Here is a 14,580-nt window from a genome sequence, read left to right on the forward strand (position 1 = left end):
GCTGTTCTTGATAAGATCATGGTGAAAGGGCATGGTAAAATGGTTATCTTGATTGCAGCTGATACACCTGTTTTGCAATCTCCAATTCCTCATTGGTTGCCATGACCAAAATTTTGACTTTTGAAGTATCGGTATTGATCTCGGGCAGTGAACTTGACCACGTTTCATTTTTAAGATCGTCCAACTGAAGACCGAGATAGCCCATATCGGCACATATGCGTTTTCGCATTCGGCTTGAATTTTCGCCAATGCCCGCCGTAAAGACAATGGCATCCAAACCGTTCATCGCAGCAATATAGGCCCCTATATATTTTTTAATACGATAGGCGTTCATCCCAAGGGCCATTTGGCAGGCCACGTTTCCCTTTTCAGCCTCGGCTTCGATGTCACGCAGATCGCTAAAGCCCGTTAAGCCGAGCATACCACTTTTTTTGGTCAGCAGGGTGTTTACTTCGTCTAGCGTATATCCCAAATTATCGGCCAGATGAAAAATAATCGAATGGTCGATGTCACCGCTCCGTGAACCCATGATGAGTCCGTTCGAAGGGGCAAAACCAAGGCTATGGTCCACACTTTTGCCATCGACCACTGCCGTCATACTGCAACCATTGCCCAAATGAATGGTGATGATCTTTGATTTTTCTTTCTTTAGGTAAGCAATGGCCTTTTCAGAAACATATTTGTGGCTGGTACCATGAAACCCATAGGACTGTATGCCGTGTTCGTCATAAAACTCGTTGGGAATGGCATATTTACGCGCTTTTAACGGTATGGTCTGGTGAAATGCCGTATCAAAAACGGCTATCTGTTTGGCTTTGGGGAATAGTTGCTCAGTGATGAGGATGCCTTCTAGATTATGGGGATTGTGCAAGGGGGCCAAAGCAGAAAATTCATTGATTTTCTCTTTTACCGCTTCAGTGACCATCGCAGTCTGTGCAAAAGAATCGCCGCCGTGCACTACCCGATGGCCCACCGCATCGATTTCACCAGATTTTTTTAGTGCCCCATTTTCAGGGTACAGCAATATATCCGCGATTTTTTGCAATCCTTCCCTATGGCTGGGCACGGTACATTTCTCCCTGATAGCTGCCGTATCGGTCTTGTAGTGCAACATGCTATCTTCAGATCCAATGCGTTCGACCGTTCCTGAACATATCACCTTTTCATCAGGCATGGCAATCAGTTGAAATTTGATGGAAGAGCTTCCTGAGTTGATGATGAGTATGTTCATGCCAAATAGTAATTTAAATGCCCATTTTTTGCTGACAAGAAATCTTCCAATTTACATTTCTTGAGCTTGTATGGCCGTAATAATGACCGTATTCACGATATCATTCACCGAGCAGCCACGGCTCAGGTCGTTCACTGGTTTTTGAAGGCCCTGTAAGGTGGGGCCTATGGCGAGTGCACCCGTTTCGCGCTGAACTGCTTTATAAGTATTGTTGCCCGTGTTCAGGTCGGGAAAGATAAAGACCGTGGCCTGACCGGCCACCTGTGAATCGGGCAGTTTGCTTTTACCGACCTGCAAATCTACCGCAGCATCATATTGTATGGGACCCTCTACTTTAAGGTCGGGCCGTTTTTGTTTTACCAGTTTGGTGGCATTGCGTACCCGATCCACGTCTTCTCCCGAACCTGAAGTCCCTGATGAGTATGATAGCATGGCAATTTTGGGCTCGATACCAAAAGCAGTGGAAGTATCTGCCGATGAGATTGCGATTTCAGCCAATTGCTCTGCCGTAGGTTTGGGGTTGATGGCGCAATCGCCAAAGACCACCACACGGTTGGGCAGGCACATAAAGAAGACAGAAGACACCAATGAAACACCGGGCACGGTTTTGATGAACTGTAGCGATGGCCGTATGGTGTGTTGGGTAGTATGTGTGGCCCCTGAGACCATACCATCGGCATGGCCCTTATAAACCATCATGGTACCGAAATAGGCAACATCGGTCATCAGGTCATGCGCCATGGCCCGATTTAGGTTTTTGTGCTTTCGTAACTCGTATAGTGTGTTTACATAGTCATCGAACAAATCGGACGATGTTGGGTCTATGATCGCTATTTTTTCAATACTGAGACCAAGATCTAATTGTGTTATTTTATTCTTGATCTGCTCTGGGTCACCTAAAAGTGTAATGGAGGCCGCATCGGTATCTATAAGCTGTTTGGCAGCCCGCAAGATGCGTTCATCCGACCCCTCGGGCAGTACGATATGTTTCTTATCGGCCTGTGCCCTTTTGAGCAGGTTGTACTGAAACATTCTAGGCGTGATGCCATTGGGAATAAAGGTTATCAATCTATCGGCAAGCTTTTTTTCAGGGGTGTACTTGGCGAAATCCTGTATTGAGGTGGTTATCTTTTGGGTACTTTCCGCGTAGATTTTTGGGGTGATGGCCCCAATGCGATTGGTAATCAGAAAAGTATCACCATCAACGGATATGATGGGCACGACTTCTGATAGCCCCTCGATCAGTTTAATGATCGATTCTTCGGGCTGTAGACCACCGGTGAGCACAATTCCTGAAATGGCCGGATAGTTAGAGGACAAATTCGCCTGTAGGGCGCCCAAGATCACATCTGCCCGATCGCCAGGGGTAATGACCAATGCATTTTCTCGTAAATAGGTCAAATAATTGCGCAGTTGCATGGCTCCGACCCCAAAATGTCCTGCTTGGTTGTTCAATTGGGCCTCACCGAACAGTACCTCGCCATCCAATTCATCCACAATTTCCTTGATGGTAGGGTTGCCCAAGACCGGATTCAACGGAATGGCACTGATCAACACTTCTTTGGGCAGCTCTTTTTTGAGCGCATCGGTCACCAAGGTTACGTTTTCGGGCTGGATCTTATTGCCGACCACCATCAAAACCTCTACCCCGTTGTCTTTAAAAGAGTCATAGGCAAGGTGCATATCACCGATAAACTCTTCCAACGTCTTGCCCACGCCACTGGTCACGACAATGGTCGGAATGCCGAGGTTCTTGGCCATCAACACGTTTATATCCCACTCGATAATACCACCTTCCCCTGTAAAATCAGTTCCTTCGACCAATACAAAATCAAATCGTTCTTCGATGGCCTTGTACTTTGCAATGATTTTATCGAGTACTTCATCCTCTTTGTTCTTATTGAGCTTTTTTACCACTTGGCTTCGGGTAAAGGCATAGGCATCATCGTGTTTTAGGTCAAGCTCAAAATAGCTGATGACCGTGCTGATATGGTTATCTTCCCTACCATTGTCAAAATCATCGATAATGGGCCTGAAATAACCCACTTTGGCAATCTTGCCCAGCAATACCTGCATCAGCCCAAGGGAAACGATAGATTTACCACTTTTAGGCTCGGTAGTGGCGATATAAACGGCTTTGTTCATGGAATTCTTCATGTTGGCAAGAAAAAATGGCTAAAAGCTTTGGTTCTGACAAGAAATCGTGTCACCTCGTACTTCTTCGTTAGACACCTGCAAATTTAGGTATAGCATCTTAAAAAGGAAAGGTTGATCAGGGCTTCATTCGAAAAGAATTTACCCATGCGCTGTCTCGGGCCCGCCTGGCCGTCGGGCTAGCTTTATTTCAAGAAATCTTTTATGGTTCTTGATGGGCCATGGCCCTACCTGAAATTGTTGGCAATACCATTTACGATAGATCGGTCTTTTTGGGTGGTCTGGGCAGTACCTCTTCTGGAAACGGAAACAAAATAGTTGAATTCTTTTCGGCTGCGATGTTCGAGAGGGTCTGGTAGAGCCGCAATTTGATGGCCGATGGTGACTTGTCTATCTGCAGACCGGCTTCCAAAAGCTTTGCGGCGGCCTGGTCTTCCGCTTCGGCAAGAATGATACGGGCTCTTCGAGAACGTTCGGCCTCGGCTTGGTTGGCCATCATCCGTTTCATGTTTTCGGGCAGTTGAATATCTTTGATTTTGACGTCGATGATCTCTATGCCCCAATGATGGGTTTCTGTCTCAACGATGCTTTTGATGTTCTTTCCCATTTCCTCACGTTTGGAAAGAATGGTGTCCAGTTCCACTTTTCCGCAGACATCCCTAAGCGCGGCCTGTGAGAGCTGGGTGATGGCAAAATCGTATTCCTCGACCTCTAGAACCGCCTTTTCGGGATCGTCAATCCTAAAGAAAACCACCCCGTCAATGCTACAGGGCACATTATCTTCGGTCATCACTTCTTGTGAGACAATGTTGATGGTAATGACCCTGATATCGACCACTTGGATGGTTTCTACCAATGGAATGATCCATCGAAAACCCGGTTGTAGTGTTTTTACATATTTTCCAAATCGGAATTTCAAGGCCCTTTTATATTCAAAAACGATGCGGATACCGGCCAATAGAATAACACCTAAAATGATGCCGAACAAAAACATGGGATTCATAATACTGTATTTAAAGATTCAACTCAATTGCTTGCCATTGGCAACAAGAACACCGATAGACAAAATGGTATGAAGCGGTTACGATACGCTTCAAAACAGGTCAAGGAACCAAACTACTTTGGGTCGATCAGGCCCTTTTCAAGATACAAAAATAGGACGCGGAAACAAAGCTATGCTCCGCACATTTTTATGGTGAACTGAAGGATAGGCCCAGTGTTTTTTTACAGAAACTGTGCGTATCGCAAAAACAAGATCGAGTCAACTATCGCGGCAAAGAAGAGTAGGTGTTCATTTCCCTTTATCCCTCTCTTCGCTTTCCTGTTATTTCAAGAATGTTGATGCGGTAAACGATCGGAGCGCTGCCTTTTGACTGCAATTTGCTTGAAAACTCATGAATGAACTGAACGTTTTCATCGGTACTGCGATTGATGATGTTCTTTACGCCCCGTGAAAATTGGCGAAGCAGATTTTTGGCATCAATTTGTTTCAGTTCTTCAAATTCACCATGCACCAGAACAGATTTCCAATGACTTGCCGATTTGATTTCGTCAACTTGCAACGATATACAGCTGTTGTTTCTCATGGCATCGATTTTATGACCACCCAACGAATAGCTGATGATACCATTGCCTTCCCCTTCATGGTAATAATAGGTGATCGGCACCACAAAGGGATTTTTGCCAATTACATAACCCAATCGCCCTATATAGTTTTCACGTAGCAGTTCAATGCAGTCTTCTTGTTTTAAATTCTTGACCATGACCACGCATTTATCCAAAACTAGGGTATAAACCCAAGTTATGGAATGATATACGTCATTTCGATGATTTTTTGGGAACTCGATCCAAAAAGTTTCAGAATGACAATGGTCATTTTAACAGTAGGGCCCCAATGGTATTTTTATCTTGCATTTGGTGCAATCGATGAATTCAAAAAAAATCATACAATGGCTTTTACAAGGTGATGTCGCCATTCAATATCAGGTGCATCGCGATTTGCTGCATACCGAAGATATTGGTTTACGGCATAGGATTGCCCAAGAAGGTTGGGGCGCTCAATTTTTATGCAACCGCAAACCTGATGGCCATTGGGGAAAAAAGTTCTACGAACCCAAATGGACATCTACCCATTATACCCTGCTCGACCTTAGAAATCTCTGTTTACCCCCTGATAACCCGATTGCGAGAGAATCGATTGAAATTATAATCGATTCAGAAAAGGGTCCCGATGGTGGGGTACGCCCAATCGGACCCACAAGGGCAAGTGATGTTTGTCTTAACGGTATGTTCTTGAACTATGCCAGCTATTTCAATACAGAAGAAACCGAACTGAAATCTGTGATTGATTTTCTGTTGCACGAACATATGGCAGATGGTGGCTTCAACTGTAGATCGAACCGTTCTGGGGCAGTACACAGCTCATTGCACAGCACGCTTTCGGTATTGGAAGGATTCACAGAATATAAGCGCAACGGATATTCTTATCGAATGGCCGAAGTCGAAAAGGCCATTGAGGCTTCAAAAGAGTTTGTTTTGGTTCACCAGTTGTTTCTTTCTGATAGAACCGGGGATATCATTGATCAAAGATTTCTCAAACTTTCGTATCCCCGACGATGGAAGTACGATGTTTTGAGTGCCCTTGATTATTTTCAATATTCACGGTCACAATGGGATGGGCGGATGCGGCCCGCTATTGATGTCTTGTTGAAAAAAAGAAACAAAGATGGCACTTGGAACATGCAGGCAAAACACCCTGGCCAAACTCATTTTGAAATGGAAAAGGCAGGTAAACCCAGTCGTTTTAACACACTACGGGCGTTGCGGGTTCTGAATCGTTTTAAAGTTTTGGCCATATAGATACCGGCCCAAATTCATTTTAATATACGCTGCATGAAATCGTCTTTGTAAGCGCGACCAATGGGCAGTTTGACCCCTTCTTTTAAGAGGACCTGATTGCCAATGATTTTCTCGATTTTTCCAGTATTGACAATATGCGATCGGTGCACACGGCAAAATTGGTCATTGGGCAGTGTTTCGAGCCAAAAGCGAAGCGGCTCGCTTGAAACATATTTCCATTCTGCCGTTATGATCTCGGTGTAATCTGAATCTGATGTGATGTGATGTATGTCGTCTATGGTAATTTTGATATGTTCATGACCTGACTTAATGTAGATTTCCTTTTTCAATGGGTTTTCCCTAGTCTTTTTATGCTCAGGTGGCACAGCCATTTTTCGCTTTGATACTTTTGAGACCGCCTTGACAAACCGTTGAAACGAAAAAGGCTTTAGCAAATAATCGACCACGTTGAACTCGTAACTCTCCAAAGCGTATTCTGAAAAGGCAGTGGTCAATATCACACTTGGCGGATTGGGCATGGTCTTCAAAAAATCAATCCCCGAAAGTTTGGGCAGGTGAATGTCGAGAAAGATTACGTCTATGGGTTCAGTTTTCAAATACTCCATGGCCTGTATCGCATCTGAAAAGGTGCCTTTCAATACCAAAGAGCCCATATCCTCAATATACTTTTTGAGAATGCGCTGTGCGGGGGGCTGGTCTTCAATTATGATACAGTTCATGAACCGTTCATTTTTTCCAATGCTATTGATAAACTGACTTCGTACCGACTCTGGTCTTCCTTAATTTGAAGACTATGTTTGTCTGGATAGAGCAGCTGTAACCGTTTTTGTACATTTCTGAGTCCGATTCCGGCGGCGACGGTGTCAAGGCCTTGGGCAGGCTCATGGTTATTGGCGCAATTAAAAAGAAGTACGTTCTCTTTCATTTGGGCATGTATGGTAATCTCAATATTCTCGGTCTGCCCTGCCTGGCTGTGCTTAAAAGCATTCTCGATGAAGACGATCAAGATCAGGGGGGCGATCCTATACCCATTTTCAATACCTTGGGTGTCAAACACCACAGTACCCCGGTTCTCAATCTGTAACTTGTTCAATTTAATAAAGTTGTGCAACTGTTCGATTTCTTTTTCGAGCGAAACGAATTTTTCTTTGCATTCATAGAGCATGTAGCGTAACAGTCCGCTGAGTTCCAAAATAATTTCAGGGGTTTTAACCGAACCTTCAAGCGCATGGGCGTATAGATTGTTGAGGTTGTTGAATAAAAAATGTGGATTGATCTGTGACCTCAAGAATTGGAGTTCACTTTCTTGAACGGCGCTTTTCAACGCATCTATCTGTTCTTGCTTTTGCAGGGCATCCCATCCAAACTTAAAGCCCGATAATATAGTGATCATAGGAAGCACGTCCAAGAGTGAATAAAACACACCTGGAAACCCTTTTGCCCTTCTTGTACCCGGAAAGAAAATTTGTTCCAACACCAATTCTTCCAATAAAATGACCACGGTGACGACCACGACCACATAACCGAAAAAAGACCAATATTTTTTATGATATAAAAAACGGGGCATCAACCAATACCCTATTATGGCGGCGGCCATGGCATAGGTCAAAAAAAAGGCCACTTTGTGCCATTGAAATCTTGGGTCTTCGCTGTCAAACGAATAGAACAGAAAAACCAAGACCAATAGCACTGATTGAAAGACAAGTTCCTTTTTTGAAATGGACATGGCTAGAGTATTTCCGTAATAAAAGTATCTTCTCTAAGGTAGCAAAAGAAAAGATATGCCTTGAACGACAGTTTTACGACCGTGAACAACATAAGTTCAATGATTTGGCCATTGTTGTTGTTCGGGGCAAAACGTCAGTCGTTCACGGAAAATAATTCACATTCCCACAGGGTTTTAAGAGTTTTGATAAAAATCCAAAGATTTATGAAAGCCATTGCGCCACGAACAAAGTGTACAGTATTGATTGTCATTATGTTGGTGTTTTGTTTTGTGGACAATGTGGTCATTGCACAGCAAGGCAATGTGACCTATACCGGAAAAATCATCGACAAAAATTCTGGCCAACCGGTTGCCTATGCAACGGTCATTATCGGTGATACTGCCACACAACAAGCCATTGCGGGCGCAACTACGCTAGAGGACGGCACTTTTTCCATAGCGACCAATACCGGTGACCATTATATAGAAGTGAGCTTTATCGGTTTTGAAAAACTGGTGTTGCAACCCCCTGTGTCACAGGGCAGAATCGTTGATTTAGGGGCCATAGAAATTGCAGAGGATGCGCAGCAATTAGAGGAAGTAGTGGTAGAAGGAGAAGTGTCACAGACAGTATTTAAACTTGACAAAAGGGTATTCAATGTTGGCAAAGACCTCAGTAGTACAGGGGCCAGCGCACTTGAAGTGCTGAACAATGTACCCTCTGTAAACGTCAACATTGAGGGGCAGATCAGTCTTAGGGGCAGCCAAGGGGTACAGGTGCTTATCAATGGCAAACCCTCTATTCTTACGAGTGACGAGAACAATGCGCTGGGCACCATTACGGCCGATATGATCGATAGAATAGAGGTCATTACCAATCCATCTGCCAAATACGATGCAGAGGGTACTTCGGGCATCATCAACATTGTCATAAAAAAAGAGGAAAAGCGCGGATTTAACGGATCGGTTTCAGTGAACACCGGTGCGCCCAATAACCATAGTTTGGGTGTCAGCCTTAACCGCAGAACCGAGAAATTTAACCTCTTCACCCAATTGGGAGCGGGCTATAGGGAGCTGCCCAACGAAATTACGGTACGTAATACAGATCTGAACACGGGCACCACCATTCTTTCTAATGGAGAGGAGTTTCGCAATGAGACATTTTATAACTTCATTTTGGGTACGGATTATTATTTCAGCCCCACAAGTGTACTTACCCTTTCAGGAAATTTTGCCCTTGAAATTGAAGATCAGCCTTCTGCCACCAGTTTTGCTGCACTTGACAGTTCGGGCAATCTTACTTCAGAATGGGAACGGACAGAAGTCACTGATGCCAGAAACCCCAAGTTTCAATATGAGTTGCAGTACAAAAAAGATTTTGAAGACGATGAAGACCATGACCTGCTTTTCAGCGCATTGGGGAACTTTTTTGGGAAAGACCAAAGCTCTGAATTCTTAGACATTACGCTTTCAGGGGAAGACCGGAATGCCGAGCAGACCACACGTACCGATTTTAAAGAGTCTGTCTTCACCTTTAAATTAGATTACACCAAGCCATTTTCCGATGAATTTTCGATCGAAACGGGGGCGCAATATATTCTCAATGATGTCAGCAATGACTTTGAGGTGCAGAACCTTGAGGGCGGACAGTTTGTGACCGACCCAGGACTTACGAACATTTTTGAGTTTGATCAAGATGTGTTGGGCATTTATGGAACTGCGGCCTATGAAGGAAAAAAGTGGGGAATAAAGGCCGGCATGCGCTTAGAAAATACCAATTTGGGAACCCTGTTGGTCAATACCGATGAGACGAATGACCAAAATTATACCAATCTCTTCCCCAGCGTACATACCTCTTACAAATTCTCAGAAAAAGTATCTCTTCAAGCAGGATATTCCAAAAGAATCTACAGACCAAGACTATGGGATTTGAACCCCTTTTTCAATATTCGCAACAACTTCAATATTCGACAGGGAAACCCAAATCTGATGCCCGAGTTTACAGATTCATATGAAATGACGGGCATTTTCTTCATTGGAAAAACCTCATTGAACCTTGGGGTCTATCACAGGTACACTACCGACATTATTGAGCGCATATCGACTTTTGAAAACAATGTGAACATCAGAAGACCAGAGAACATTGGCACCAATAATGCATGGGGCATGGAGTTCAACACCAAATATAGCCCGACAAACTGGTTGACTTTTAATGTTGACTTCAACTACAACACCTTTGCCCGTGAGGGAACATTTGATGATACCATAATCGATTTCAGTGCCGAACAGTGGTCATCAAAACTGTTGACCAAAATAAAATTACCATGGGACATCGATTTTGAAACGACCGGAAACTATCAGTCGGCTTTTCAAACGGTACAGGGAGAAATTGATGACATCGCCTTTTTAGACTTTGGGGTAAGAAAGAAGATAATGAAGGGCAAGGGCGTACTCAACTTGAGCGTTCGTGACGCATTCGCTTCGCGTATACGCGAGAACCAAATCATACAGAGCGATTTTGAGGTGTTCAACCGAAGTTTCAGGGCACGTTTTGTTGCCTTCGGATTTAGCTATGGATTCGGAAAGGGTGAGGCCATGCAGTTTTCTGGGGCGAAAAGAATGTGAACCTAAAGATGGCCTGAAAGCCGTTTATACCTATAGTTTTCTCCGATTTTCTTTTTGCCCTGACCATCAGGGTTGTCTGGTTAGATTCGTAATCGATTCCTTTTTTTCTGGGCTGTTGTAGAGCTTTTCCCTTACCAAATCGACCCATTTCATTTCTGTATCGCAAAGTTGTCAGACCACACCGTAAGGGTCATCCTGTTGTTTGTGATCCCCCGGGCTTGAAGATTATGTACTTGCCGTTCTCTGTCCACCGCTACCCACAAACCCGCACCTTGATGGGCTTAAAAAACCTTTGATCGTCATCTAGGATCACGTCAAGATATGGGCTTTTTCTTTTCTGTGTGTAGTTCATCGAAAAAGTATAAAATGTTAATAAGTAATATAAAAGTTTTACATAATATTATGACGTAAAATCTTACTTTAGTAATCAGATTTTGATTATTAAATAACCTACTTATTTTATGTGCATTTCTTTTTCAAAGAAAGAGGACCCTCTGTCCTTTTTTACAATTGACCATATCACTTTTTAAAATTTCGAAAATGAAGACAAACCTATTTATGCTCTTTTCATGCTTTGTGCTCTGTGTTGGCAGTATCGGGGCCAGGGCACAGGCGTTCGACTACGCCACAGAACTCTCTAAATTGGCGACCATACCCAATTCGCCAGAGGCTGAAGCCTTTATGAAATATGGGGATACCGAGACGAATTTACATACGGGAACCCCTAACGTGGCCATCCCCCTGTATACCATCCAAGGCCGCGAAATGGACCTTCCGCTGACATTGACCTATGACGGTACACCGATCAAGGTAGGGCAATTGGCCACCTGGTCTGGATTGGGCTGGAACCTCAATGCAGGGGGCCGTATCTCAAGAATGGTCAACGGACTTCCAGATGATTATATCGTAGGGAATTATAATACCCTGCGAGACCATTCGATTCGAACCCAAATGGCCGGCTACATCGCTTCGCCTTTTTCCTTTCCGACCCAGCAGGCCGTCATTGACTATTTTGAATTTCTCAGAGACCTCAGCCAGAACCTGATCGATGCACAGCCCGATTACTTCATGATCAATGCCCCGGGCATCAGCGGCACCATTGTATTTGACCAGGGCACTTCTGAGACTGCCAAGGTATTGGACAACCCAAGAATAAAAGTCGAGGCTTTTGAGGGCACCACCACCCTATCGGCAAGCCATAACTCCATTACCAAATGGAAGGTCACCGGCGAAGATGGAACAGTGTACTATTTCGAGGAACAGGAAACCACTATAAAGCATGGTGACGACAGCACCCCAGTAGGTGGTATCTTAAATGAATATGTGTCCTCTTGGTTATTGACCAAAATGGAATCTCCCAATGAAAAAGACGTCTATGATTTTACGTACACCGATCTTGGGTATTGGACAGAAGAACAATTGGGGCATACGGCCACCCATGTTGAGAACGCCATTAGCAGCAGCACGTCTTATCCCAATCCAGACAGTGAAAGCCTCTTCTTGCCCACCTATCAGGTCAAACAGAAATTCCTTGGTTCAGTGGCCCACAACCAACAGACCATGGTGACCACGACCTTGGGCAATCGAGATGACATTGACATTGCCTCTGCCCTCGAATACCTGCAATTTTTTGACAGGGATTCGGTATTGTTGAAGGCGGTTGATTTTCACTACGGCTACTTCAATTTGGACGGCCAATTACCCAGCCAAAGACCGGCCGATGCCATTCGCCTGAAGCTTGATAGCTTGCAGGTCAAGGGCGGCGATGCCCAAAACTATCAAACGTACGCTTTTGAATACATCGACCCCGATGGGCTTCCCGAGCGTTCTTCGAAGGCCATGGACTATCTAGGGTACTATAACGGCACCAGTGGAAACATACTTTACCCAGAAGTGGTCGACGATGGGCGCACCTACTCGGGTAAAGATCGCACGCCCAATTTCACCTATGCCCAAAAAGGGCTGCTCAAAAAGATCACCTATCCGACCGGGGGCCATACCCAGTTCTCGTATGAGGCCAATACCATAAGCACGACCCAGAGCAATACCTATACCGTGGTGGACTATGATGTCTTTGTCAACAGCGGTACGGTGATCAACGACGCCCTCTATCGCGATGACAACGGCAATCTATGTGATGATGAATATTTGGATGCCAGCTATCCCAAGATCAAGATAGGCGACTTTCAGGTTACCGAACAACAGGTGTACGACCTTAAGTTTACCGCTTTTCCCGGAGAGTCGCAACTCTATATTATGGATGCCCCAAGTCAAAGTGCCCTACAGGGATTCGATAACTTCTGTGATTTTTACAATTACGGGAACATAAACTTATTTCTTGTAGATACCAATTCTTTTGATACTACCATGACTTTAAACCCGGGGTGGTACCGTGTGCTCATTCTAATGGATGAGAACTCTGACCAAGGCAACAGTTATGGCACCGTTCGTTTCACGGTATCACATGAACAGACCACCAACTTCAATACCAATACCAGCGTGGTCGGAGGCCGGATCGCCGAAATCAGGGAATATACCGATGCCACGACCTTGACGTTGACGAAAGCATATGACTACAAAGATGCCCTAGGGGCCAGTTCTGGCATCGTGCACTATAGCCCAGATTTGCACTATAAGACTTTTTCAGAGTTCAGTGATGGTTCGGTGACCAGCAAGATGCACCGTATGGCCACACTGCCCGCTGTGGGCAGCCAGCCCTTTATTTCTTATGGTACGGTCACCGAAAAACGTGTCGATGGCAGCGGTACCGCCCAGGGTAGTACCCGCTATCATTTTTACAACGGTAAAAAAGGGGCCACGCCCAGTGAAAGTCCGCCCTACGAGAACAATCGCTATGCAAGTCTTGAGGCCGGTGAAATTGAAAAACGCCAAGTATATCACCAAAATGGGGATTCCCTCTTGGTCGAGACGTTCACCTATGGGGGTGCGAGCACCTTTTCCGTACAGGGCATTGTATCTATCTATGATGAAGACAAAAATGATAAGAAATTGATGTTGAAAGACAATGGTGATGGCACCTATGGTTATGCCTATCATCCGTTTCCCGTAGATTGCCCTACATCACTTCTTTGTTCGCAGGGCACCCTCTGTTCTAACCCCACCAACTTTGATTCGAGTTATATCAGTTGTATTTCAGACAGCTATCGTGCCTTGAATTTTAGGTACCACTATGCCTCCGGACTGGTCGGTGGACCTTTGGTAAAGGTGACGAGAGAATACCTTGACGAATCTGATGGCACCCAAAATGAACTGGTCAAGACCGAGCAGAACATCTATGATGCTGCCGTAGACCATTTGCTCAAAGAGCAACGGGTGACCACCAGTGATGGAAAATTATTGACCACCGAATATATCTATCCCAAGCAAAATATCGTCTCGGGGTCTGGGGCCCTTACCCTAGATGGGCAACATAGCAAGGTTTTGGGCATCAAACAGTACGAAGACAATACACTGTTAGACGAGCAACAGACTGCCCATGCAAGTCATGGAAATGCCATATTGCCAACATCGATACAAACGGCCAAAGCGGGCCAGACCTTGGAGACAAGAATGCAAATGGACTACCATAGCTCTGGAAACCTGAAAGAGGCCTACCCCGTCACGGGCTTTACCGGTACGCCCGGTGTGCCCATAAAAGGACCCATCACCAGTTATTTCTGGGGCTATGACAATCTATATGTCATCGCTGTGATCAAGAATGCCAGCTATTCAAATATCGCTACCGCCCTAGGGGTGTCAGAGACTGTCTTGAACGACTATGACGAAACCGATATGGTCGCCCTCAACTCACTGAGGGGCTTGTTGCCCAATGCCCAAGTGACCACTTATACGTACGACCCACAGGTAGGGGTGAAGAGGATCACCGACCCTTCTGGCAATTACGTAGAACATGACTATGACGCCTTTAACCGCCTTGAAAAGGTAACGGATCGAAATGGCAAACTGTTGACAGACTATAAATACCATTATAAATACCAAAATTGAT

At 44.9% G+C, this 14,580-nt stretch carries 9 protein-coding genes; 3 read left to right on the plus strand and 6 right to left on the minus strand.

Annotated features, from left to right (window positions below; all coding sequences use genetic code 11):
• Positions 1 to 43: 43 nt before the first annotated feature.
• The 4 genes from L0P89_RS10365 to L0P89_RS10380 all read right to left on the minus strand — a co-directional run bounded on the left by L0P89_RS10365 (position 44) and on the right by L0P89_RS10380 (position 5,148).
• Complete coding sequence (locus tag L0P89_RS10365; protein WP_235265030.1) at positions 44 to 1,231, minus strand: acetate/propionate family kinase; 1,188 nt, start codon at positions 1,229 to 1,231, stop codon at positions 44 to 46.
• A gap of 51 nt (positions 1,232 to 1,282) precedes the next feature.
• Positions 1,283 to 3,376 carry a phosphate acetyltransferase gene (gene pta, locus L0P89_RS10370; RefSeq protein WP_235265031.1) on the minus strand — a complete coding sequence of 698 codons (2,094 nt, stop codon included), beginning with the start codon at positions 3,374 to 3,376 and terminating at the stop codon, positions 1,283 to 1,285.
• A gap of 262 nt (positions 3,377 to 3,638) precedes the next feature.
• On the minus strand, positions 3,639 to 4,388 hold the full coding sequence (locus tag L0P89_RS10375; protein WP_235265032.1) for a slipin family protein: 750 nt from the start codon (positions 4,386 to 4,388) through the stop codon (positions 3,639 to 3,641).
• A gap of 298 nt (positions 4,389 to 4,686) precedes the next feature.
• Positions 4,687 to 5,148, minus strand: coding sequence for a pyridoxamine 5'-phosphate oxidase family protein (locus L0P89_RS10380; RefSeq protein WP_235265033.1), 462 nt, complete (start codon positions 5,146 to 5,148; stop codon positions 4,687 to 4,689).
• A gap of 163 nt (positions 5,149 to 5,311) precedes the next feature.
• Between L0P89_RS10380 and L0P89_RS10385 the strand changes: the two genes are divergently transcribed.
• Positions 5,312 to 6,244, plus strand: coding sequence for a hypothetical protein (locus L0P89_RS10385; RefSeq protein ID WP_235265034.1), 933 nt, complete (start codon positions 5,312 to 5,314; stop codon positions 6,242 to 6,244).
• A gap of 14 nt (positions 6,245 to 6,258) precedes the next feature.
• Here L0P89_RS10385 and L0P89_RS10390 read toward each other — a convergent pair whose 3' ends face one another.
• The gene (locus L0P89_RS10390; RefSeq protein ID WP_235265035.1) at positions 6,259 to 6,963 is read right to left on the minus strand and encodes a LytTR family DNA-binding domain-containing protein; all 705 of its coding nucleotides are present in this window, start codon (positions 6,961 to 6,963) and stop codon (positions 6,259 to 6,261) included.
• On the minus strand, positions 6,960 to 7,970 hold the full coding sequence (locus L0P89_RS10395; RefSeq protein WP_235265036.1) for a sensor histidine kinase: 1,011 nt from the start codon (positions 7,968 to 7,970) through the stop codon (positions 6,960 to 6,962). Before L0P89_RS10395 ends, L0P89_RS10390 begins: the two co-directional genes overlap by 4 nt.
• A 204-nt stretch (positions 7,971 to 8,174) precedes the next feature.
• Here L0P89_RS10395 and L0P89_RS10400 point away from each other — a divergent pair, with 204 nt between their 5' ends.
• Entirely contained in the window at positions 8,175 to 10,574 is a 2,400-nt protein-coding gene (locus tag L0P89_RS10400) for an outer membrane beta-barrel family protein (RefSeq protein WP_235265037.1), read from the plus strand.
• A gap of 540 nt (positions 10,575 to 11,114) precedes the next feature.
• Complete coding sequence (locus L0P89_RS10405) at positions 11,115 to 14,579, plus strand: RHS repeat domain-containing protein (RefSeq protein WP_235265038.1); 3,465 nt, start codon at positions 11,115 to 11,117, stop codon at positions 14,577 to 14,579.
• Position 14,580 lies beyond the last annotated feature (1 nt).

The sequence above is a fragment of the Muricauda sp. SCSIO 65647 genome (assembly GCF_021534965.1).
GTDB lineage: Bacteria > Bacteroidota > Bacteroidia > Flavobacteriales > Flavobacteriaceae > Flagellimonas_A.

Coding starts and splice junctions, on each gene's coding strand:
- L0P89_RS10365 (WP_235265030.1), bottom strand. CDS start 1,231: ATGAACATACTCATCATCAACTCAGGAAGCTCTTCCATCAAATTTCAA.
- pta (WP_235265031.1), bottom strand. CDS start 3,376: ATGAACAAAGCCGTTTATATCGCCACTACCGAGCCTAAAAGTGGTAAA.
- L0P89_RS10375 (WP_235265032.1), bottom strand. CDS start 4,388: ATGAATCCCATGTTTTTGTTCGGCATCATTTTAGGTGTTATTCTATTG.
- L0P89_RS10380 (WP_235265033.1), bottom strand. CDS start 5,148: ATGGTCAAGAATTTAAAACAAGAAGACTGCATTGAACTGCTACGTGAA.
- L0P89_RS10385 (WP_235265034.1), top strand. CDS start 5,312: ATGAATTCAAAAAAAATCATACAATGGCTTTTACAAGGTGATGTCGCC.
- L0P89_RS10390 (WP_235265035.1), bottom strand. CDS start 6,963: ATGAACTGTATCATAATTGAAGACCAGCCCCCCGCACAGCGCATTCTC.
- L0P89_RS10395 (WP_235265036.1), bottom strand. CDS start 7,970: ATGTCCATTTCAAAAAAGGAACTTGTCTTTCAATCAGTGCTATTGGTC.
- L0P89_RS10400 (WP_235265037.1), top strand. CDS start 8,175: ATGAAAGCCATTGCGCCACGAACAAAGTGTACAGTATTGATTGTCATT.
- L0P89_RS10405 (WP_235265038.1), top strand. CDS start 11,115: ATGAAGACAAACCTATTTATGCTCTTTTCATGCTTTGTGCTCTGTGTT.